This window comes from Variovorax sp. SPNA7, from assembly GCF_033807855.1.
Lineage (GTDB): Bacteria > Pseudomonadota > Gammaproteobacteria > Burkholderiales > Burkholderiaceae_C > Variovorax > Variovorax beijingensis.
The window spans coordinates 2,332,739-2,354,616 of record NZ_CP138513.1; the positions used below are offsets into that span (position 1 = coordinate 2,332,739).

The window sequence follows — 21,878 nt, forward strand, 5'->3', positions numbered from 1 at the left end:
CATCCAATTTGATGACACGCAGCAGCCAACGCAATCCGATCTCGGCCGTCTGGCCGGGCCGCCCCTATCCGCGGGGCGCCAACTGGGACGGGGAGGGCGTGAACTTCGCGCTTTTTTCCCAGCACGCGCAAGGCGTGGACCTGTGCCTCTTCGACGACAAGGGCCGCCATGAAATCCAGCGCATCCCGATCCGGGAGCGCACCGACGGCGTATGGCACTGCTACCTGCCCGAGGCCCGACCCGGCCAGGCCTACGGCTACCGCGTGCACGGCCCCTACAAGCCCGAAGAGGGCCATCGCTTCAACCCGCACAAGCTGCTGGTCGACCCCTACGCGAAAGACCTGGTGGGCGAGCTGCGCTGGGGCGATGCGCTCTACGGCTACACGGTCGGCAGCAAGCGCGAAGACCTCTCGTTCGACCGCCGCGACAGCGCACCGCTGGTGCCCAAGGGCCGCGTGCTGGAGCCCGCCTTCACCTGGGGCGACGACCGCCGGCCCTCGGTGCCGTGGCAGGACATGGTGATCTACGAGCTGCATGTGCGCGGCTTCACCATGCGCCACCCCGACGTGCCGCCCGAGCTGCGCGGCACCTACGGCGGCCTGTGCTGCGCGCCCGTGGTCGACTACCTCAAGCGCCTGGGCGTGACCACCATCGAGCTGCTGCCGGTGCACAGCTTCCTCAACGACCGGCACCTGGCGGAGAAGGGCCTGCAGAACTACTGGGGCTACAACTCGCTGGCCTACTTCGCCCCGGAGACGCGCTACAGCGCCTCGGGCAAGGTGAAGGAATTCAAGACCATGGTGAAGACGCTGCACTCGGCCGGCATCGAGGTGATCCTGGACGTGGTCTACAACCACACCTGCGAAGGCAACCAGCTCGGGCCCACGCTCTCGATGCGCGGCGTGGACAACGCCTCCTACTACATCATCAACGCCGACAACCGGCGCTACTACGACGACTTCACCGGCTGCGGCAACACCGTCAACCTGGAGCATCCGCATGCGCTGCAGCTGGTGATGGATTCGCTGCGCTACTGGGCCGAGGAAATGCACGTGGACGGCTTCCGCTTCGACCTGGCCTCGGCGCTGGCGCGCGAATCCGGCAAGGTCGAGAACCTGGGGGGGTTCTTCGACGCCATCCGCCAGGATCCGACGCTCAACCGCGTCAAGCTCATCGCCGAGCCCTGGGACCTGGGCCACGGCGGCTACCAGGTGGGCAACTTCCCGCTCGGCTGGGCCGAATGGAACGACCGCTACCGCGACGGCATGCGCGGTTTCTGGAAGGGCGACTCGGGCGTGATCGGCGAGGTCGGCAAGCGGCTCACCGGCTCGGAAGACCTCTACGGCTGGTCGGGCAAGCGGCCCCACGCGAGCATCAACTTCATCACCGCGCACGACGGCTTCACGCTCGACGACCTGGTTTCCTACAACGACAAGCACAACGAGGCCAACGGCGAGGACAATCGCGACGGCAGCAACCACAACATCTCCTGGAACTGCGGCGCCGAAGGGCCGACGGAGGACGCGGAGATCGCCGCGCTGCGCGAGCGCCAGAAGCGCAACCTGCTGGCCACGCTGCTGCTGTCGCAGGGCGTGCCGATGCTGCTGGCCGGCGACGAGCGCGGCCATACGCAGAACGGCAACAACAATGCCTACTGCCAGGACAACGACATCAGCTGGATCGACTGGACGCCCACGCCCGAGCGGCAGGCGCTGATCACCTTCGTGGAGCGCACCATCGCGCTCAGGCGCGCCCATCCTTCGTTCCGGCGCCGCAGCTTCTTTGCCGGCAAGCCCTCGGAGGCCGAGAGCGTGACCGACGTGGTCTGGCTCCGGCCCGACGGCGCCGAAATGCGCCCCGAGGACTGGAGCGACGCCAACGCCCGATGCCTGGCGATGTACATGTCCGGCGGCGGCATCGCCGACCGCGGGCCGCGCGGCGAGGCGCTGCACGACGATGATTTTCTGGTGCTGTTCAACGCGCACCACGACGAGATTTCGTTCACCCTGCCACCCGCACCCTACGGCGCGTGGCGGCTGCTGCTCGACACCGCCAGCGGCACCCCGCCGCCCGCCACCGAGGACGTGGCCGCGCTCGCGCCCGCCTGGTCGGAGCCCGCCTATCCGCTGCAGTGCCGCTCGCTGGTGGTGCTGAGCCGGCCGGACGTGCGGCCATGAAGCGTTTTCACCGCATGCCGTTCGGCGCCACGGTGCGCGGCGATGGCGGCGTGGACTTTGCACTGTGGGCGCCGTCCATGCACGCCGTCACGCTCGTGCACACGCCGGCGGGCGGCAAGGAGGCCTTGCACGCCATGGCGCAGGACGCGGACGGCTGGCACCGCCTCACGCTTGCCGACGCGCGCGCGGGCGACCTCTACGCCTACCGGCTGGCCGACGGCACCACCATGCCCGACCCGGCCTCGCGCTTCAATCCGCAGGACGTGCACGGGCCGAGCCAGGTCGTCGATCCGGCCCGCTACGCATGGGCCGACACCGCCTGGCGCGGCCGCCCCTGGCACGAGGCCGTGGTCTACGAACTGCACGTCGGCACCTTCACCGCGGAAGGCACCTTCCGGGCCGCGCGCGAGCGGCTCGGCGAGCTGGCGGAACTGGGCATCACCGCGGTCGAGCTCATGCCGCTCGCGGATTTTCCCGGTGCGCGCAACTGGGGCTACGACGGCGTGCTGCAGTTCGCGCCCGACGCCAGCTACGGCTCGCCCGACGAGCTCAAGGCCCTCGTCGACGCCGCGCATGCGCTGGGGCTGATGGTGCTGCTCGACGTGGTCTACAACCACTTCGGGCCGGAAGGCAACTACCTGCATGCATGCTGCCCCGAGTTCTTCGATGCGGCCGAGCACACGCCATGGGGCGCGGCCATCAACTTCGACGGACCGGGCTCGCGCACCGTGCGCGACTTCTTCATCCACAACGCGCTGTACTGGGTGGAAGAATTCCACTTCGACGGCCTGCGCATGGATGCGATCCATGCCATTCGCGATGCATCGCCCAGGCACATCGTGCAGGAGATCCGCGAGGCGCTGAACGCCGGCCCGGCGCGCGAGCGGCAGGTGCACCTGGTGCTGGAGAACGACGCCAACCAGGCCTCGCTGCTGGCGCGCGACAGCAACGGCCTGCCCGTGGCGGGCACCGCGCAGTGGAACGACGATCTGCACCACGCCGCCCACGTGCTGGCCACCGGCGAGCGCGACGGCTACTACGCCGACTATGCCGACGACGCCGCAGCGCGCTTTGCGAACGCGCTGGCCGAAGGCTTCATCTACCAGGGGCAGCCCTCGGCCTTCCGCGGCGGAGAGCCGCGCGGCGAACCCAGCACGCAGTTGCCGCCGACTGCCTTCGTGTCCTACCTGCAGACCCACGACCAGGTCGGCAACCGCGCATTCGGCGAGCGCATCCATGCGCTGGGCGATCCGGTGCTGGTGCGCGCCGCGCTGGCCTGCGTGCTGCTGTCGCCGCACGTACCCATGTTCTTCATGGGCGACGAATTCGCGGCCTCGTCGCCGTTCCTGTACTTCTGCGATTTCGGCCCGGAGCTGGCTTCGGCCGTGGCCGAAGGGCGCCGCGCGGAGTTCGGCCGCTTCGCTGCCTTTGCCGACGAAGCCGCGCGCGCGCGCATTCCCGATCCCAACGCGGACCAGACCTTCCAGGCCTCGAAGCTGCGCTGGCGCGAGCGCGGCACGCGGCCGCATTTCGCGCAGCTGTGCGAAGTGCAGCAACTGCTCGACCTGCGCCATCGGCTGCTGGTGCCGCACCTGGCCGGCGTGCGCGGCGCGGGAAGCCATGGCTGCGAAGAGGGGCTGATCCGGGTCCGGTGGGCGCTGTCGGGCAAGCGTCTTCATCTGCTCGCGAACCTTGGCGCGCAGCCTGCCGTGGACACTGCAGCGCCTGCGGGCACGGTGCTCTACAGCAGGGGCGCCGTAGCTGATGCGGCCGGCCTGCAACTCGAGCGCGGCGCCGTGCATGCCACGCTGGAGGACATCGGCGGTGGCTGATCCGGGTCATTGGAGCAACGGTGCGCTGGAGCGCCTGTGCCGGCACTACGGCATTTCCGCGGCCTACCACGACGCCTTCGGAACGCTGCGCCATGCGTCGCCCGAGAACCTGGCCGCGCTCCTGGCCGAGTTCGGCGTGCAGGCGGGTGCCGTGGTCGGCGAAGAGGCCGATGCTTCCTCCGCGCCCGCCATGCCACCGGTGCAGGTGGTGCAGGCGCACGCACCGCACTGGTCGCTGCAGCTGCCGCAGCGCTCGGGCAGCCTGCGCTGGCGGCTGCGTGACGAGCAGGGGCTTGTGCGCCAGGGCGAAGCCGACGCGCAGCCTTGGCCGCATGGCGCCTGCACGCTGCAGTTGGCAGAGCCACTCGCGCCCGGCTACCACTGGCTGCAGATCGACGGACTGGCCGGCGAAACGATGCTCATCGCTTCGCCCGGCCGCTGCTACCGCCCGCCCGCCGTGCAGGACGGCGGCCGCGTCTGGGGGCCGGCGCTGCAGCTCTATGCGCTGCGCTCGGCGCGCAACTGGGGCATCGGCGATTTCGGCGACCTCGAAGCGCTCGTCGACCGCATGGCCGGGCAGGGCGCCGACCTGGTCGGCCTGAACCCGCTGCACGCGCTGTTCCCGACCGATCCGCCGCGCGCCAGCCCCTACAGCCCGTCGTCGCGGCAATGGATCAACGTGCTGTACATCGACGTCGAGGCGGTCGACGACTTCGCCGCCTGCGAGGCCGCGCGCCGGCACGTCGAATCGCCGGGGTTCCAGGGCCGGCTTGCGGCGCTGCGGGCCGCACCGCTGGTCGACCATGCCGGCGTGGCCGCCGCCAAGTTCGAGGTGCTGGAGCTGCTGTTCGAGCACTTCCGCGCGCGGCATCTTTCGCCGGCCGGCGCACCTGATGCGCGCGGCGAGGCCTTCCTGGCTTTTGTCTCGGCGCAGGGCGAGCCGCTGCGGCAGCACGCCTTGTTCGAGACGCTGCAGGCCCACTTCGCCGCGGCCGATCCGCAGTGCTGGGGCTGGCTTGCCTGGCCCGAGGCCTATCGGCAGGCGGATTCGCCCGAGGTGCAGGCCTTCGCGGCGCAGCATGCCGAGCGGCTGCAATACCACCAGTACCTGCAATGGGTGGCCGAGCGCCAGCTCGCGCGCGCGGGTGAACGCTGCAAGACGCTGGGCATGGGCATCGGGCTCTACCTGGACCTGGCCGTGTCGGTGGACCGCGGTGGCTCCGATGCCTGGGCCGCGCGGCACTGCTTCGCGGTCGGTGCGAGCATCGGCGCGCCGCCCGACGAGTTCAACCCGGCCGGGCAGAACTGGGGCCTGCCGCCGCTGCGCCCCGACCACCTGCGCACGCACCACTACCAGCCCTTCGTGCAGATGCTGCGCGCCAACATGCGGCATGCCGGCGCGCTGCGCATCGACCATGTGATGGGGCTGATGCGCCTGTTCTGGATTCCGCCGGGCCGCTCGCCGCGCGACGGCGCCTACGTGCGCTATCCGGTCGAGGAGATGCTGGCCATCGTGGCGGTCGAGAGCCATCGGCATTGCTGCATGGTGGTGGGCGAAGACCTGGGCACGGTGGAAGACGCGATGCGCGAAGCGCTCGCACGCGCCGATGTGCTCTCCTACCGGCTGCTCTATTTCGAGAAGCAGCAGGGCGGCGGGTTCACGCCGCCCGCGGCCTACCCGGCGGCCGCGCTGGTGGCCATCAGCACGCACGACCTTGCCACGCTCGCGGGCTGGTGGTCGGGCCACGACCTTCGGCTGCGGCTGGCGCTCGGGCTCTTTCCCGACCCCCGGCTGTTCGATGCGCAGCTGCTGGGCCGTGCGCAGGAGCGCATCCAGCTGATGCTGGCGGTGCGCGAGGCGGGGCTGCTGTCGCCGGACGAGGCGGCGCAGGCGCTGTCGCTCGCAATGCCTTCGCCGCGCATCATGCAGGCGGTCCACGCGTTCCTTGCCGCGGCCCCGTCGGCGCTGATGGTGTTCCAGCTCGAGGACGTGGCCGGCGAGGTGGAGCAGGCCAACATGCCCGGCACCACCGACACGCATCCCAACTGGCGGCGCAAGCTGGTGCCGACCGTGCAGGAGCTGGCGGCGGGCGATGCGATGCAGGGGCTCACGGAACACCTGCGCGCCGCGCGCCCGCGCCGCAGCCTGGGCGCGGAAGCCGCGCCGCCGCTGCTGCAGGCGCGCGTGCCGCGGGCCACCTACCGGCTGCAGTTCCACCAGGGCTTCGGCTTCGACGATGCGATCCGCGTGCTGCCCTACCTTGCGCAGCTCGGCGTGAGCCATGTGTATTGCTCGCCCATCCAGCGCGCCCGCGCGGGCAGCACGCACGGTTACGACGTGGTGGCCCATGCCGAGGTCAATCCCGAGCTCGGCGGCGCCGAAGGCTTTGCGCGCTTCGTCGCGGCGCTGCAGGCGCACGGCCTGGGGCAGCTGCTCGACATGGTGCCCAACCACATGGGCGTGCTCGGTGCCGACAACGCCTGGTGGATGGACGTGCTGGAGAACGGCCCGGCTTCGCTCTTCGCGCATCACTTCGACATCGACTGGCAGCCGCTCAACAAGGAGCTGGCCGGCAAGGTGCTGCTGCCGGTGCTCGGCGGGCACTACGGCGAGGTGCTCGCGAGCGGGGAGCTGGTGCTGCACTTCGAAGCGGCGCAGGGCAGCTTCGCGCTGCGCTACTTCGACCACCGGTTTCCGCTGGCGCCCGAGAGCTATCCCGTGGTTCTGGGGCAGGCGTTGCAGCATCTGAAGCACCCCGCGCTCGCGGGGCAGCTCGCGAGCCTGTCGGCCGCCTTCGGCCACCTGCCAAGCCGCCGCGCGCAGACGCCTGCCGAATGCACCGAGCGCGTGCGCGACAAGGAGCTGTTCAAGGCCCGCCTCGCGCATCTGGCAGAGGCGCATCCGTCGCTCGCACGCGCCGTGCTGGCCGCGGTGGCGGAGTTCAACCTGGCCTCGGACGAGGCGCGCGACCAGCTGCACCGGCTCATCGACATGCAGGCCTTCCGGCTCGCCTACTGGCGCGTGGCGGCCGACGAAATCAACTACCGGCGCTTCTTCGACATCAACGACCTGGCGGCCGTGCGCATGGAGCGCGACGAGGTGTTCGAGGCCACGCAGTCCTTCGCGCTCGACCTTGCCGCGGCCGGCGTGGTGGACGGCCTGCGCATCGACCATCCCGATGGCTTGTACGACCCCGCGCGCTACTTCCGGCAGTTGCAGGAAGGCTATGCGCGCCGCGCGGGCATCGTGCTGCCGGCCTCCGGCCCCGACGGCCGGCCCCCGCGCCCGCTGTATGTGGTGGCCGAGAAGATCGCGGCCTCGGAAGAAGAGGTGCCGGTCGAATGGCATGTGCACGGCACCACCGGCTACCGCTTTGCCAACGTGGCCAACGGCGTGCTGGTGGACACCGCCGCGGCCGACGCCTTGCGGCAGGCCTGGCATGGCTTCACGGGCGAGGCGCAGGACTTCGATTCGGTCGCAAGGTCCGGCAAGCGCGAGGTCATGCGCAATGCGCTGTCGTCGGAGCTCAACGTGCTCTCCACCGAGCTGCTCAGGATCGCGCGGGCCGACCGCGGCACGCGCGACTACACGCTCAACGCGCTGCGCCGCGCGCTCGCGGAAGTGGCGGCCTGCATGCCGGTCTACCGCACCTACATCGTCGACGCACCCTCCGCGCAGGACGCGCATTTCATCGACGCCGCCACCGAGGCGGCCGAGCGCCAGAGCGTCGATGCCGACCGCTCCGTCTTCGCCTTCGTGCGCCGCTCGCTGCGCGGCGAGGCCGCGGCCGCGCATGCGCCACCGGCACTGGCCGAGCGCGTGCGCCGGTTCGCGATGCGCTTCCAGCAGTTCAGCGCGCCGGTCGCGGCCAAGGGCGTGGAGGACACTTCGTTCTACCGCTACTTTCCGCTCAGTTCGCTCAACGAGGTGGGCGGCGAGCCCGACCGGTTCGGCATCGACGTGCCCGAGTTCCACGCGCTCAGCGCCGACCGCGCACGGCATTGGCCGCACACCATGCTCGCGACCTCCACGCACGACAACAAACGGTCGGAGGAAGTACGCAACCGCATCGACGTGCTCTCCGAAATGTCTGTCGAGTGGTGCGACGCGCTCGCGCGCTGGCATGCGCTCTGCCGCGGCGGCGAGCCGGCGGGCGCGGCGCCTTCGCGCGCCGACGAATATCTGCTCTACCAGACCCTGCTCGGCACCTTGCCCTTCGGCGGGCTCGATGCTGCCGACGTGCCGGCCTATGCGGCGCGCGTGTGGCAGTACATGCAGAAGGCTGCGCGCGAAGCCAAGCTCCACACGCGCTGGACCCAGCCCGACGAGAAGTACGAGGCGGCGCTCGAAGCCCTGGTGCAGCGGATTCTTTCGGACCTATCGAAGGACGGCTGCCTTGCGGACATCCAGCGCCTGGCCGATCGCCTGTCGTGGTTCGGTGCGTGGAACGGGCTCACGCTCACGCTGCTGAAGTACGGCTCGCCCGGCGTGCCCGATCTCTATCAAGGAAGCGAGCTGATCGACCTGAGCCTGGTCGATCCGGACAACCGGAGGCCGGTGGACTATGAACTGCGCAGCCGGCGGCTCGACGAGCTCCAGGCGATGACTGGCGAGCTCGATCTTGTTGCGCGCGTGCAGTCGCTCGCCGAGTCGCCGCACGATGGCCGCGCGAAGCTCTGGTTCATCTGGCGGCTGCTGTCGATGCGGCGCGAGCATGCGGAACTGTTCCGCGAAGGCAGCTATGAAGGGCTCGCGGTCGAAGGGCCGCTGGCGCGGCATGTGGTGGCCTTTGCGCGCAGGCACGAAGGACGGACGCTGGTGGTGATGGCGGGGCGGTTGTTTGCGGGAATTGCGCGCGCCGGGGCGGAGGGTGTGCCGATGCTTCCCGATTCGGATGCTTGGCGGGGGACGAGGGTGGTGCTGCCTGAGGGGCTCGAAGGCACAACACTGGTGAATATGCTCACCGGCGAATCGCTGGCTGCCGAGGGTCGCGCCATATCGCTGGAAGAAGCGTTCTGCCGCATGCCCTGGGCGGCGTTCAAGGGCTGAGCATATTGGTTCGCCAGAAGTGATGTTTCGAGTCGGCCGCTTCACGTTCAGTTGCTGAGCCACAAAGCAAGCAGCGCGAGCAAGTACACGAGCACCAAGAAGCAATTTCCGGGTAGTTGGCTGCGTTCCATGTGCGTTCTCCAGCGAGTTGGACAACCGGCGCCGCTTGTTTGCCTGTCTTGGAACAAAGCGTTTCGCCGTGAAATCACTGTAGAAGTTGCGCCGCACGCGCGCATGAGCGGTACGCACCTTTTCCGGGGAGACAAATGCCCTCACTGCTGCTGCCCACGACAAAGAGCCTCCCAGAGACGGCCGCAGCCGCCATATCCGGACGGCTGCGGCCGTGTGCTTTCAAAGCCCGTAGTACTTGTCCACCGTCCCGCTGTACGCATCGTCGTACTCGGGCACCCGGTCGCTCGCATACTTCGGCGCGCCTTCGATCTGCGCCTTGGTCAACGGCACCACGTAGCCGTCCTGCGAGGTGTCGTACTTCAGCATGGACCAGGGGAGCGGATAGCGGTCCGTGCCTATGCCCAGGAAGCCGCCGAACTCCAACACCGCATAGCGGACCTGGCCCGAGATCTTGTCGATCATGAGTTCATCGATGCTGCCGAGCTTGTCTCCCGACGTGTTGTAGACGGATGTCCCCTCGACACGTTCTGACGAAATAACTGGATTGGCGCTCACCATGGAAAAGTCTCCGGCCGGCATTTCTGGGGAATGACGGCATAGATTTGCAGTGCCCAGGATTGCAACTTTCGATCCAGAAAATCCGCGCCGCATCGGCCAAGAGATCATCGTGTTGTAGGAGGCTGTCTGGCTGCCGGGTGCCGCATGAAGCACCGCCTAATTCGGCAACTTGGGCGCCTTCTTTTCGCGCGCGCCGATGGCCCCGGAAGCCGCGGCGCGCACGATGCGCCTGAAGGTCGGGCACTCCATGTGGCTGGGCGCGGGGCAGGCCGCCGCGTGCCGCAGGCCGTCGCGCATGGCACTCAATTTGCGGATGGTGCGGTCGATCTCCTCGGCCTTGGCCGCGAGCATTCGCCGGTCGATGCGCGGGCCGCCCTCGGGCGCGAACATGCGCGCGATCTCGTCGAGCGAGAAGCCTGCGGCGCGTCCCACGGCGATGAGCGCCAGGCGTTCGAGCACGCCGGCACCGAACAGGCGGCGCAGGCCGCGCCGGCCGGTCGAGGCGATGAGCCCCTTTTCCTCGTAGAAGCGCAGCGTCGATGCGGGGACGCCGGATTGCTGTGCCACTTGGGCGATGTCCAGATGTTGTGCCGTCACCTCTTGACCTCAAGTCGACTTGAAGTTGCACAGTCTAGCTTCCGCCTCTTCAGGCAAGCCAAGGACAAACCATCATGGACATCACAGAGCAGCAACACAACGAACAAGCCGCCCTCTGGAACGGCCGCGGCGGCCGCGCCTGGGTCGATGCGCAGGAGTCGCTCGACCAACTGTTCGCGCCGTTCGAGAACCTGCTCGCGGACGAGGCGCGCGCCGCCTCCGCGCGCCGGGTGCTCGACGTCGGCTGTGGCACGGGCGCCACCACGCTGGCCATTGCGCGGGTGCTCGGCGCGGCGGGGCATTGCGTCGGCGCCGACATCTCCGCGCCGATGATCGCCGCCGCCCGGGCGCGCGCCGAACGAACGGGAATGCAGGCAAGTTTCATCTGCGGCGACGTGCAGAGGCAGGCCTTCGAGCCGGCGAGCTTCGACTTGATCGTTTCGCGCTTTGGCGTGATGTTCTTCGACAGCCCGGTGCAGGCCTTTGCGAACCTGCGGCATGCCGCGAAGGATGGCGCCGCGCTCCGGGCCATCGCATGGCGCAGCGCCGCGGACAACCCGTTCATGACGACGGCCGAGCGCGCCGCCGCGCCGCTGCTGCCGAACCTGCCGGCGCGCAGGCCGGGTGCGCCGGGACAGTTCTCCTTCGCGGACCGCGATCGGGTTGTCTCGATCCTGGAAGAGAGCGGCTGGGCCGGCATCGACATCCGGCCGATCGATGTGGAATGCACATTGCCCGAGAAAGCGCTGCATGGCTATCTCACGCGGCTCGGGCCGGTGGGCCTGGTTCTCGAGGATGCGGACGAGCGAACGCGCACACGGGTCACCGAGGCCATGCGCGCGGCGTTCGAGCCCTATGTGCACGGCAGCCAAGTTCGCTTCACCGCCGCCTGCTGGATGATCGGCGCGCGGGTGCCTTCCGCATCGGCCACGCACGAGGAGGCCGCCCGTGCCTGAAGCACTTGGCTGTCTGGTGGGTGCCGCCGTGGTCGGGACTGGCGCCACGGTAGTGATGGACCTTTGGGCCGTCATCCGAAAGCGGCTGCTCGGCGTGCCCTCGCTCGACTACGCGCTGGTGGGCCGCTGGTTCGTCCACCTGGCGCGCGGGCGCTTCCGGCACGATCCCATCGGCGCATCGCCGCCCGTGGCGCACGAGCGGCTGATCGGCTGGACGGCCCACTACCTGACGGGCATCGCCTTCGCGGCCGTGCTGCTCGCGTTCTGGGGCCTTGGCTGGGTTTGCCGGCCGGCGATCGGCCCGGCGCTCGCCGTCGGCATCGGCAGCGTGGTGGCGCCGTTCTTCCTGATGCAGCCGGGCATGGGCGCCGGCATTGCGGCCAGCCGCACGCCGCGCCCCGGCGCCGCGCGCTTGCACAGCCTGGTCACGCACGGCATCTTCGGGCTCGGGCTCTATGGGGCAGGGTGGGGTGCGAGCCTGCTGCTGGAACGGTTGCAATGGCGCGGCTTCTGTTGAAGCGGCGGCTCAGCCCAGCAGCCGCGGCACGGCTTGCACCGCAAGCGCCCCGATGATTCCCTGCACGGTCACGCAATGCCACATCAGCGCGGTGTTGTCGATGGTCGCGCGGGCCGCGGGCTGCAGCCGGCCCGACCACGAGCGCACCAGAACGTAGCCGCCCATCAGCATCAGCACGGCGACGTGGAAGGCCTGGTAGCCCAGCAGCATGCCGACCGATGCGCTCCAGCCTTGCGCGCGCGGGTCGAGCCCGGCGAGCTGGTGGCCGCCGATGTCGAGCGCGGCCGCACCGGCAGCGCAGGCCATGGCCAGTGCGGCAAGCATGCGCAGCAAGCGCTGGCGGCGCGCATCGGCCGTGTGCAGCCTGCGCGCGGCCAGCGCCATGGCGCCCGAGCCGGCCGCGAGCAGCAGCGCCGCACCCAGCGGCCAGCGCAGGGGCGGCAGCGCGGCACCGGGCGGCGGGCACACGTCGCTGGCCATCGACAAGTGCACATGGGTGTACAGCAGCGACACGAAGATCGTCATGTCCACAGCAATCAGCACGATCATGGCCCACCACGAGTGCGATGCCCGCCCGTGCGCGCCGACCGGCAGGTGCACGCCATGGCCGACGTCGACCGTGGCCACCGGCGGTGGAAGGTCGGAGTCCCACAGCCAGCGCAGGATGCATGCGACCGCGATCACGCCGCAGGCCAACGCAGGCAGCGCCTGCGACACCGTGAGAAGAAGAAAGAAGCCCGCGGTGCCGGCGGCAGCCCCCAGCGGCCACCAGCTGTCGGTCGGCAGGCGCAGCAGGTGCATCGGCCGCGCGTCGCGCAGGCTGGTCACCAGCGTCTCGCGGCCGCCGAACACCGTGCCGGGCAGCCAGTGGCGCCCGGCCTCCACCTCCTGCGGCAGCGCGGGCTGCCGCCACAGCGGATAGCGCGAATCCACCTGCGGAATGCTGCGCACGCCGTATTCGCGCGGCGGCAGCCATTCGAGCGTGCCCGCGCGCCAGGGATTGTCGTGGTCCTGCTGGGGCCGGCGCAGCGTGCGCGCCGCATCCACCATGAAGAGCAGCACGCCGGCGGCCAGCGTGTAGGCACCGAGGGTGGACAGCATGTTGAGCGCGTTCCAGCCCAGGTCGCCGCCGTAGGTGTACACGCGCCGCGGCATGCCGAGCATGCCCGCGATGTGCATCGAGAAGAACGCCAGGTTGAAGCCACCGAACATGAGCCCGAACACCCAGCGGCCCCAGCGCTCGGAAAGCCGGTGGCCGTTGAAGACCGGTACCCAGTAGTAGAAGCCCGCGAACACCGGAAACACCATGCCGCCGATCAGCACGTAGTGCAGGTGCGCGACGATGAAGTAGCTGTCGTGCGCCTGCCAGTCGAAGGGCAGCACCGCCACCATCACGCCGGTGAGGCCGCCCAGCACGAAGATGAAATGAAAGCCCAGCAGGAACAGCGTGGGCGCATTGAGCGCGACGCGGCCGCGCCAGAAGGTGGCGATCCACGCGAACACCTGCACGCCGCTCGGTATGGCGACGACGAAGCTCGCGGCCGACACCACCAGCAGCGAGAGGTTGCCCAGGCCCGCGGTGAACATGTGGTGCGCCCACAGCGCGAAGCTCACCACGCCCACGCCGATGAGCGCCAGCACCACTGCGCGGTGCCCCACCAGCGGCGTGCCCGCGAGCGTGGCGACCATCATCGACACCATGCCGGCCGCGGGCAGGAAGATGATGTAGACCTCCGGGTGGCCGAAGAACCAGAACAGGTGCTGCCACAGCAGCGGATCGCCGCCGCGCGCGGGAATGAAGAAGGGCCAGTCGAATGCGCGCTCCAGCTCCAGCAGCATGGTGGCCGCGATCACGGCGGGAAACGCGATGACGATCATCAGCGCGGTGACCAGCATGGCCCAGGCGAAGATCGGCATGCGCATCAGCGTCATGCCGGGCGCGCGCGTGAACAGCACGCCCACGATCAGCTCGATGGCGCCCGCAATGGCCGAGATCTCGATGAACCCGATGCCCAGCAGCCACCAGTCGGCGCCGCGCCCGGGCGAGAACTCCTTGCCGGTGAGCGGCGGATACATGAACCAGCCGCCATCGGGCGATACGCCGAAGAACAGCGTGCAGAAGAAGGCGATGCCGCCGATGGCATAGGCCCAGAACGCATAGGCCGAGAGCAGCGGAAAGGGCAGGTCGCGCGCGCCCAGCATGCCCGGCAGCAGGTAGATGGCCACGGCCTCGACGATGGGCACCGCGAACAGGAACATCATCACGGTGCCGTGCATCGTGAAGAGCTGGTTGTAGGTGCCGGCGTCGATCAGGTGGTTGTCGGGCACCGCGAGCTGCGTGCGCATCATCAGCGCCAGGATGCCGGCCAGCACGAAGAAGAGCATGGCGGTGGCAATGTAGAACACGCCGATGCGCGTGTTGTTCACCGCCGAGAGCTGCCGCCAGCCGACGGGCGGGCGCCACGCGCGCTCGAGCGCCTCGCGCTCGCCTGCGGGGCGCGGCGGCAGATTCGAAGGATCTTCTTTTGGAGCTTGCGTCATTTCAGTTGCGCGAGCCAGGCCGCGATGGATTGCAGGTCGGCCTCGCCGATGCGATCGCCGGAGGAGGGCATGCGCGCGCCCGGCTTCAGCTGCTGCGTGTGGGCCACCCATGCGGCGAGCTGTGCGGGATCGTTCGCCACGGTGCCCGCGCCCAGGTGCAGCCGGCTGCCCACGTGGGTAAGGTCGGGGCCGAGGCGGCTTTGCTCGCTCACGCCGCGCACGGTGTGGCAGGCGTTGCAGCGGTGTGCGAGGAAGGCCTCGCGACCCCGTTCGACCTCGGGCGGCAGCGCGGTTGTCGAAGTGGCCGCCGGCCTTGCCTGCGCCGCAAGCCATGCATCGAAGGCCGCGGGCTCCTCGGCCACCACGTGCAGCGCCATGCGCGCATGCTGCTCGCCGCAGTATTCGGCGCACTGCCCGCGCCAGGTGCCGGGCCGGTCGGCCTGCAGCTGCAGGTGCTGCACGCGGCCAGGCAGCATGTCCATCTTGCCGCCGAGCGAGGGCACCCAGAAGCTGTGGATCACGTCGGCGCTGCCAAGGCCGAAAAAGACCGGCCGGCCGACCGGAATGCGGATCTCGTTCGCCGTGGCCACCTCGGTGCCGCTGGCGGGGTCGCGATAGCGCACCTCCCACCACCACATGTGGCCCGTGACGCCGACGATCAGCGCACCGGGCGGTGGAATGGGCCGCCACGGCGGCCGGTGGAATTCGCTGTAGGCGAAGAGCGCCGAGAGCACCACCGTCGGAAATACGAGGCCGCCGCCGAGCACCCACCAGCGCGTGCTCACCTTGCTGCGGCCCCGGCGGCGAACGGCGAGCACGAGCAGCAGCATGACGCCGGCGAAGATCAATGCGCCGCCCACCGCCAGCACGCCGCTCACTTCGAGCAGCGTTTGCGCAATGGGGCCGGCGGCCCGCAGCGCGGATTGGGGCAGGCCCTCGCTCGCGGCGTTCATCGTTCGAGCGCAAGCAGGTAGGCTGCCATGTCGCGCGCATCGTCGGGCGAGACGCCCATCGCCGGCATGGTGGTGCCCGGCACCACGGCGGCCGGCGCGACGATCCAGCGCACCAGGGCGTCGGGGCCGTTCGGCACCTGGCCGGCGATGTAGCTGCGGCGGCCGAAGGCGGCGAGCGTGGGGCCGATGCGGCCGCGCGCCGCCTGCACATCGGGAATGGTGTGGCAGCTTCCGCATTGGTACTGGGCCAGCAGCAGCCTTCCGCGTTCGCGCTGCGCGTGTGGCGCCTGGCCGAAGGCGGGGCCGTCGTCTCCGGGTGTGCATCCGCCCGCGAGCATCGCCAGCACCAGCAAGGCGAGCGGGCACACAGCACGGCATGACGGGGCGGCCACCATGCCGCGATTCTGCGGATTGGAATGCGGCTTGCGCCGACACGGCGGCGCCGGTGCGCGTCGGACAATGCCGCCAATTGAATGCTGCCGATGGGTGCACCCAAGACCGTTCTACTCACCGTCGCCGCGCTGGGCATCGCGGGCGTGGCGGCGGGCGCGCTGGTGGTGTATGGCGGCCTCTACGACGTGGCGGCCACGCAGCAGCATTTCCAGCCGGTCTACTCGCTGCTGGAAACCGCCATGCACCAGTCGGTGAAGATGCGCGCCCGCAACATCGAGCCGCCGCGGCTCGACGACGAGCAACTGGTGATGCGCGGCGCGGCCTGCTTTCGCGACAAGTGCGTGCAATGCCATGGCGCACCGGGCGTCGCGCAGGGCGACATCGGAAAGAGCATGCAGCCCCTGCCCGGGCCGCTGGTGGATGCGCGGCACCACTGGAAGCCGCGCGAACTCTACTGGCTGACCAAGCACGGCATCCGCATGAGCGGCATGCCGGCCTGGGAGTTCAGGTTGTCCGAGGAAGACCTGTGGTCGGTGGTGGCGTTCATGGCGCGCCTGCCCGACCTCACGCCGCAGCAGTACGCCGAAGCGACGCGCGTGGAGCCCACCGGTGCGCAGGGCACGCCGGCGCGGCCGGCATGCGGGCCGGCAGCCGGCGCGGCGCCGCTGCGGGTGGCCGATGCGCAGCGCGGCGCACGCGCGCTGTACCAGTACGCATGCAGCGCCTGTCACACGATTCCGGGCATCACGGGCTCGTCGCCGAACGTCGGGCCTCCGCTCACGGGCATGGGGGGCCGTTCGCTGATCGCGGGAAAGCTCGCCAACACGCCCGACAACATGGTGCGCTGGCTGCGCCATACGCACGAGGTCGATCCGCTCACGGCGATGCCGGAGATGGGCGTGTCCGAGCAGGACGCGCACGACATCGCCGCCTACCTTGCGGCGCTGCGCTGAACCTTGCTAGAACTTGGCCGCGTTGCGTTCGTCGTCGACCGTGGCGATGCGCAGTCGCGCCCGCTCGTGCTTGATGACGAGCCTGGCGCATTGCTCCTGCATGGAGGCTTCCGTGGGGGGCTGCTCGCTGCAGTCCACGAGAAGCTGCGACTCGGCGAAGTCGAGGCCATGAAGAACCTCCTGGCCATGCGAATTGATGGCCAGGAGGTTGTCGGCCGACAGCTGGGCGCGCAGGGCTTCGGAAATGGCGAGCGTCTGCAAGGGCTTCACCGCTTCGCGGTCCCGGGGCCGGGGTTGTCAGCCATTACTTCTTCATTGCCTTGATGTCGGCCTTGCCCTTGGACTCTTCGGCCTTGGCCTGCTTCACGCACGCATCCTTGGCTTCGCCCTTCTGGTCGTCGCACTTTTCCTTGGCGACGCTGTAGGCGACTTCCACCTTGGCCTCTGCGACCTTGCGGGCATTGCCGTCGCTGGGCTTCTGCTTCTGCTCGAGTTCGGCCTTGGCAATCTTTTCCTTGCCCTTGGCTTCTTCCATGCAGACGTCCTTGGCGTTGTCCTTCATGGCATCGCAAGCCGCCTTGTCGGCCTTGTAGTCGGCCGAGATCTTGTCGCGCGCGGCCTTGTATTCGGCCATGGCCGGATCGGTGGCCGCCGCAGGAGGCGTGTTCACTTGCGCATGCACCTGGACCACTGCCATGCAGGAGGCTGCGGCGCACATCAATAACAGTTTCTTCATGGTTGAGCTCCTTGACGCCGGTGGTTTTTCTTGCAGGGGGAGGAGCCGGCGTCTGAAGCCAATATAGAAGTCGGCGGGGGCGCAGCGGTAGGACGCCTTGCGAAGCGGTCGTAAGCACATGCTGACGCTTCCCGCGGGCGCGGGCATGCAGCGGCGGGGCGTCGGCGGTGCCTCGGGCCGGCTTGGGCGCACGTCCTACCGGCGCGGACGATGCGGTGCCCACACTGCATGGAGAGCGACTGACAGGAGATCGCCATGCAAGAAAAGCTTCACACGTTGTTCGCCGCCGCGCTGCTGTGGGCGGCTGTGATCGTTCCAGCGGGCGCGCAGACTTCGCCGCCGCATCCGGCCGAGATCGACCCGGCCATCGTCGAGTACGGCGCGGCGCGCGAACGGATCGGCGCCAACCTGAAGGCCGCGCTGGAACAGTGCGAGAAACAGGTCGAGCCCGCCAGGGCGGTCTGCGTCAAGGAAGCGCAGGGCCGCCAGAAGATCGCACTGGCCGAACTCGACCAACAGCGCAGCCCCAGCGACGCCAATGCCCGCAGGCTCGCCGAAACGCGGGTGGCGGTGAACTACGACGTTGCCAGGGAGAAGTGCAACGAGCGGCAGGGCGGCGACAAGGCCGCGTGCCTGGCGCGCGCGAGCGAGGAAGAATCGAAGGCCAGGGCGGGCATCAAGACCGGGCAGTAGCAGAGGCCAGACCCATCGTCACGCCGTCGCGCTGGCCCAGTATTCCCGCATGGTGGCCTTGATGGTCCGCATCGCTTCGGGATCACCCTGCCACAGGGCCAGCAGGTAGGACTTGGCCTGGGCGAGCGAAACATCGGGCGGCAGCGGCGGCACGGCGGAGTCGGTGACCATTTCCAGCAGCATCGGGCGGTCGGCCGCAAAGGCGGCGTCCCATGCCGGGCCGATGGCGTCGGGCGTGTCGACGCGCAGGGCCGCAAGCCCGAGCATCTCCGCGAAGCGCGCATAGGGAAAGTCGGGCAGTTCCTGCGAAGCGTTGAACTTCGGATCTCCGCCGAGCACGCGCTGCTCCCAGCTCACGAGGTTGAGGTCGCGGTTGTTGAGCACCATGACCACCAGGCGCGGATCGGCCCAGTCGCGCCACATGCGCGCCAAGGTGATGAGCGCGTTGAGGCCGTTCATCTGCATGGCGCCGTCGCCCAGCATGGCGACCACGGGCCGGTCGGGATGCACCAGCTTGGCCGCAATCGCATAGGGCAGGGCCGGCCCCATGGTGGCCAGGCCGCCGGACAGGCTGGCCTTCATGCCGCGGCGCAGCTTGACGTCGCGTGCGTACCAGTTGGCGGCGGTGCCGCTGTCGCAGGTGAGCACCGTTTCTTCGGGCAGGCGCGGCGACAGCTCCCAGAACACGCGCTGCGGATTGACCGGCGAAGCCTCCACATGGGCGCGCGCCTCGAGCACCCGCCACCAGCGTGCCACGTCGGCCTCGATGCCTTGGCGCCAGGCGCCGTGTTCCTTGTGATCGAGCAGCGGCAGCAGGGCGGCGAGCGTGGCGCGGCTGTCGCCGACCAGGCCCAGTTCCGTGGGGTAGCGCAGCCCGATGGCGCGGGGGTCGGTGTCGATCTGCACGCAGCGGGCCTGCCCCTCGGGCGGCAGGAATTCGGCGTACGGGAACGACGAGCCCACCATCAGCAGGGTGTCGCAGTCTTCCATCATGCGCGAACTGGGCCGCGTGCCGAGCACGCCGATGGCGCCGGTCACGAAGGGCAGATCGTCGGGCACCGCCGCCTTGCCGAGCAGGGCCTTGGCAATGCCGGCGCCGAGCCGCTCGGCCGCGTGGATCAGCTCGTCGGTGGCATGCAGCGCGCCCGCGCCCGCCAGGATGGCCACCTTGCTGCCGGCGTTGATGATGTCTGCCGCCTGCCCCAGCGCCGCGGCATTCGGCACCGCGGCGCTGGCCGTGCTGCCGATGCCGCTGTGCACGGTGCCGTGCTTGCGCGGCGGCACCGGCACTGCCGGCAGTTCCTGCACGTCGTTGGGGACGATCACGCAGGTGACGGCGCGGCGGTCGCGCGCGATGCGCATCGCGCGGTCGATCAGGTGGCGAACCTGCTCCGCGCTGGTGGCCATCTGCACGAACTCGTGCGCCACGTCCTTGAACAGCGAGACCAGGTCTACCTCCTGCTGGTAGTCGCCGCCGAGCGCGCTGCGCTGCTGCTGGCCGACGATGGCGACCACCGGCTGGCGGTCGAGCTTCGCGTCGTAGAGGCCGTTCAGCAGGTGGATCGCGCCCGGTCCCGAGGTGGCCAGGCAGACGCCCACCTCGCCCGAGAACTTGGCATGCGCGCAAGCCATGAAGGCGGCCAGCTCCTCATGGCGGCTTTGTATGAACTCGATGGCGCCATCGGCCCGGTCGAGTGCGCCCATGAGGCCGTTGATGCCGTCGCCGGGGTAGCCGTAGACGCGCCGCACGCCCCAGTCGTGCAGGCGCTGGACCACGAAATCGCTGACTGTCTTCTTCATCGAGGCTCCAGTTCCATTGCCGGGCGTTGCCCGTGTGTTTCACTCATTGCGGATGACGCTGACCTTGCCGTCGCTCTCGAGCCGCGCGAGGCGGACCTTGCCGAGATCGTCAACGCCTTCTTCGCGCAGCTTTCCCATCAGCTCGTCGACGGTGATGCGCTCTTTCCTGAGCGTGCGCGCGACCAGCTTGCCGTGCCGCACCAGTGGCTCGGGCGGCGGCTCCAGCAGCCGCCCGACGAGTTCGTAGCGGTAGCCCAGCAGGTCGAGCAGGTAGTTCCAGGCGATCAGCGTGCCCAGCAGGACCACGCCGTTGGTGATGGATTTGTATTCGCCCTGCATCGCGCTGCTCGAGGCATCGGCCACGAGCACGATGAACAGCAGGTCGGCCATGCTCATCGAGCCGATGTCGCGCCGCAGGATGAAGCGGAAGACGATCAGCAGGAACCAGTAGATCGCGCTGCCGCGGATCACCATCTCCAGCAGCGGCTGGTCGGGGGAGAACAAGTCGGACAGGTTCATATGTGCCCTTCGGCGGCGAGGGCGGCCACCTGCAGCGCGATGTTCCGCGCACGCCGCGCCTGCGGATGTCGTGCAATCAGCCTCAGGCACCGTCGGCGCAATCCCACAATGGCCTCGCGCCAGACTGCTCCCACGCACAAGGCCTGCGTCCTCCGACCCGCGGCGCGGACGCAACGCGCAGCATGAAACGCTCCTTCACCCTCCAGGAGAAAGCAATGCCAAGAGGCGACAAGTCATCCTATACGGACAAGCAGAAACGCAAGGCCGAGCACATCGAGGAAGGCTACGAGCATCGCGGCGTGGGCAAGGGCGAAGCCGAAAGGCGCGCCTGGGCCACCGTCAATGCCGAGACCGGCGGCGGCAAGAAGAGCGGCAGCGGCCGGGGCAAGGCGGAGAACCACGCGCCCTCGCGCACCGGCGGCCACAAGGGCGGGGCCGCGGCGGCATCCCGCACGGCCGCCGAACGCTCGGCATCGGCGAAGAAGGCTGCGGCTACGCGCAAGCGCAATGCCGAGCGGCGCAGCGGCTGACCACCCAAGGAAAACATCCAATGACACGCGTATCCGAACTGATGACCCGCGGCGTGCGGACCCTGTCGCCATCCGACACGGTGGCGCTGGCCGCCCAGGCCATGGACGAGCTGGACATCGGCGCCATTCCCGTGTGCGACGGCCAGCGGCTCTTGGGCATGGTGACTGACCGCGACATCGTGCTTCGCGTGGTCGCGCAGACGCGCCCGCTGGACACGGCCCTTTCCGAGGTGATGTCGAAGGACGTCAAGTGGTGCAGCGAGAACGACAACGTCGAAACCGTAATGGACGAAATGGCCGGCTACCAGGTGCGGCGCATGCCGGTGGTGGACCGCGGCCGCAGGCTGGTGGGCATGCTGTCGCTGGGCGACACCGCCGCAAAGGGCGACATCGGCAAGGCCGGCGACACGCTCAACATCATTTCCCAGCCGGCCGAGCCCGACCGCTCGGGGCAGTCCGCGGCCAGCGGACCTGCCGGCGGGGGCTCCTCGTAGGGCCGGCGCCACGCGTGTTCCGTTCGTCCGCCTACGGACTCAGGGCGTGTGCACGAAGCACAGCTTGTGTCCTTCGAGGTCCAGGCAGTAGGCGGCGTAGAAGTCTTCGGCGTAGCGCGGCCGCAGGCCGGGCGCGCCCACGTCCGTGGCTCCCTGGGCCAGGGCGCTTTTCCATGCGGCGTCGACGGCCTGCCGCGAGGCGGCCAGAAAGCTCACCTGGGAGCCGTTGGCGGTGTTGGGAGGGTCGCCGTTGAACGGACGATTGATCACGAACTGCGGCCAGCGCGCGCCCGGGTGCCGCCACAGCACGCCCGCAGGCCCCACACGCGCGAGATCGGTGAAGCGCACCATGCCGAAGTGGCGCAGCACCTCGTCGTAGAAGGCGGTCATGCGGGGAAGGTCCTGCACGCCGAGCTGGATATGCGCATACACGGTGGTCCTCCAACT

19 protein-coding genes are annotated in these 21,878 nt (G+C 69.3%); 9 read left to right on the forward strand and 10 right to left on the reverse strand.

Translation table 11 applies throughout. The annotated features are described in order from the left end of the window. The first annotated feature begins 11 nt into the window (after nt 1–11). The 3 genes from glgX to RZE77_RS10805 are packed head-to-tail and all read left to right on the forward strand — an operon-like array spanning nt 12 to nt 9,059. Nucleotides 12–2,177 (forward strand): glycogen debranching protein GlgX, encoded by a 2,166-nt coding sequence (gene glgX, locus RZE77_RS10795; RefSeq protein ID WP_319441830.1) that lies wholly within the window; start codon nt 12–14, stop codon nt 2,175–2,177. After that, nucleotides 2,174–4,009, forward strand: a complete 1,836-nt coding sequence (gene treZ, locus RZE77_RS10800) for a malto-oligosyltrehalose trehalohydrolase (protein ID WP_319441831.1) — start codon at nt 2,174–2,176, stop codon at nt 4,007–4,009. The genes glgX and treZ overlap by 4 nt, the downstream gene beginning before the upstream one ends. Next, on the forward strand, nt 4,002–9,059 hold the full coding sequence (locus RZE77_RS10805; protein ID WP_319441832.1) for a malto-oligosyltrehalose synthase: 5,058 nt from the start codon (nt 4,002–4,004) through the stop codon (nt 9,057–9,059). Before treZ ends, RZE77_RS10805 begins: the two co-directional genes overlap by 8 nt. 351 nt (nt 9,060–9,410) lie before the next feature. Here RZE77_RS10805 and RZE77_RS10810 read toward each other — a convergent pair whose 3' ends face one another. Both RZE77_RS10810 and RZE77_RS10815 read right to left on the reverse strand, forming a co-directional pair. After that, nucleotides 9,411–9,749: a PRC-barrel domain-containing protein gene (locus tag RZE77_RS10810; RefSeq protein ID WP_319441833.1), complete on the reverse strand. Its 339-nt coding sequence runs from the start codon at nt 9,747–9,749 to the stop codon at nt 9,411–9,413. 156 nt (nt 9,750–9,905) lie between these two features. Next, nucleotides 9,906–10,346, reverse strand: a complete 441-nt coding sequence (locus RZE77_RS10815; RefSeq protein WP_319441834.1) for a helix-turn-helix domain-containing protein — start codon at nt 10,344–10,346, stop codon at nt 9,906–9,908. Nucleotides 10,347–10,420: 74 nt separating this feature from the next. On the opposite strand from RZE77_RS10815, the gene RZE77_RS10820 reads away from it, so the two are divergent. Together RZE77_RS10820 and RZE77_RS10825 are read left to right on the forward strand one after the other, a co-directional pair. Continuing rightward, nucleotides 10,421–11,302: a class I SAM-dependent methyltransferase gene (locus RZE77_RS10820; protein ID WP_319441835.1), complete on the forward strand. Its 882-nt coding sequence runs from the start codon at nt 10,421–10,423 to the stop codon at nt 11,300–11,302. Continuing rightward, nucleotides 11,295–11,819 carry a DUF2938 domain-containing protein gene (locus RZE77_RS10825; RefSeq protein ID WP_319441836.1) on the forward strand — a complete coding sequence of 175 codons (525 nt, stop codon included), beginning with the start codon at nt 11,295–11,297 and terminating at the stop codon, nt 11,817–11,819. The genes RZE77_RS10820 and RZE77_RS10825 overlap by 8 nt, the downstream gene beginning before the upstream one ends. A 9-nt stretch (nt 11,820–11,828) precedes the next feature. Here the strand turns inward: RZE77_RS10825 and RZE77_RS10830 are convergent, their stop codons facing one another. The 3 genes from RZE77_RS10830 to RZE77_RS10840 are packed head-to-tail and all read right to left on the reverse strand — an operon-like array spanning nt 11,829 to nt 15,708. Continuing rightward, nucleotides 11,829–14,360 (reverse strand): cbb3-type cytochrome c oxidase subunit I, encoded by a 2,532-nt coding sequence (locus RZE77_RS10830; protein WP_319441837.1) that lies wholly within the window; start codon nt 14,358–14,360, stop codon nt 11,829–11,831. Next, nucleotides 14,357–15,313 (reverse strand): cytochrome c oxidase subunit II, encoded by a 957-nt coding sequence (locus tag RZE77_RS10835; RefSeq protein ID WP_319441838.1) that lies wholly within the window; start codon nt 15,311–15,313, stop codon nt 14,357–14,359. Before RZE77_RS10835 ends, RZE77_RS10830 begins: the two co-directional genes overlap by 4 nt. Beyond that, nucleotides 15,310–15,708, reverse strand: a complete 399-nt coding sequence (locus RZE77_RS10840; protein WP_319441839.1) for a c-type cytochrome — start codon at nt 15,706–15,708, stop codon at nt 15,310–15,312. Before RZE77_RS10840 ends, RZE77_RS10835 begins: the two co-directional genes overlap by 4 nt. An 87-nt stretch (nt 15,709–15,795) precedes the next feature. Here RZE77_RS10840 and RZE77_RS10845 point away from each other — a divergent pair, with 87 nt between their 5' ends. Then, nucleotides 15,796–16,659, forward strand: coding sequence for a c-type cytochrome (locus tag RZE77_RS10845; protein ID WP_319441840.1), 864 nt, complete (start codon nt 15,796–15,798; stop codon nt 16,657–16,659). A gap of 6 nt (nt 16,660–16,665) precedes the next feature. On the opposite strand, the gene RZE77_RS10850 is transcribed toward RZE77_RS10845, so the two are convergent. Beyond that, nucleotides 16,666–16,929: a hypothetical protein gene (locus RZE77_RS10850; RefSeq protein ID WP_319441841.1), complete on the reverse strand. Its 264-nt coding sequence runs from the start codon at nt 16,927–16,929 to the stop codon at nt 16,666–16,668. Between the two features lie 34 nt (nt 16,930–16,963). Next, the gene (locus tag RZE77_RS10855) at nt 16,964–17,395 is read right to left on the reverse strand and encodes a hypothetical protein (protein WP_319441842.1); all 432 of its coding nucleotides are present in this window, start codon (nt 17,393–17,395) and stop codon (nt 16,964–16,966) included. Nucleotides 17,396–17,650: 255 nt separating this feature from the next. Between RZE77_RS10855 and RZE77_RS10860 the strand changes: the two genes are divergently transcribed. Further along, nucleotides 17,651–18,088, forward strand: a complete 438-nt coding sequence (locus tag RZE77_RS10860) for a hypothetical protein (protein ID WP_319441843.1) — start codon at nt 17,651–17,653, stop codon at nt 18,086–18,088. Between the two features lie 18 nt (nt 18,089–18,106). Here RZE77_RS10860 and RZE77_RS10865 read toward each other — a convergent pair whose 3' ends face one another. Both RZE77_RS10865 and RZE77_RS10870 read right to left on the reverse strand, forming a co-directional pair. Next, nucleotides 18,107–19,888 (reverse strand): thiamine pyrophosphate-requiring protein, encoded by a 1,782-nt coding sequence (locus tag RZE77_RS10865; RefSeq protein WP_319441844.1) that lies wholly within the window; start codon nt 19,886–19,888, stop codon nt 18,107–18,109. Between the two features lie 39 nt (nt 19,889–19,927). Then, on the reverse strand, nt 19,928–20,407 hold the full coding sequence (locus tag RZE77_RS10870) for a DUF421 domain-containing protein (protein WP_319431782.1): 480 nt from the start codon (nt 20,405–20,407) through the stop codon (nt 19,928–19,930). Nucleotides 20,408–20,622: 215 nt separating this feature from the next. On the opposite strand from RZE77_RS10870, the gene RZE77_RS10875 reads away from it, so the two are divergent. Further along, nucleotides 20,623–20,937, forward strand: a complete 315-nt coding sequence (locus RZE77_RS10875) for a hypothetical protein (RefSeq protein ID WP_012747132.1) — start codon at nt 20,623–20,625, stop codon at nt 20,935–20,937. 20 nt (nt 20,938–20,957) lie between these two features. Further along, on the forward strand, nt 20,958–21,431 hold the full coding sequence (locus RZE77_RS10880) for a CBS domain-containing protein (protein ID WP_018902879.1): 474 nt from the start codon (nt 20,958–20,960) through the stop codon (nt 21,429–21,431). Nucleotides 21,432–21,470: 39 nt separating this feature from the next. On the opposite strand, the gene RZE77_RS10885 is transcribed toward RZE77_RS10880, so the two are convergent. Further along, the gene (locus RZE77_RS10885) at nt 21,471–21,863 is read right to left on the reverse strand and encodes a VOC family protein (RefSeq protein ID WP_319441845.1); all 393 of its coding nucleotides are present in this window, start codon (nt 21,861–21,863) and stop codon (nt 21,471–21,473) included. Between the last annotated feature and the right edge of the window lie 15 nt (nt 21,864–21,878).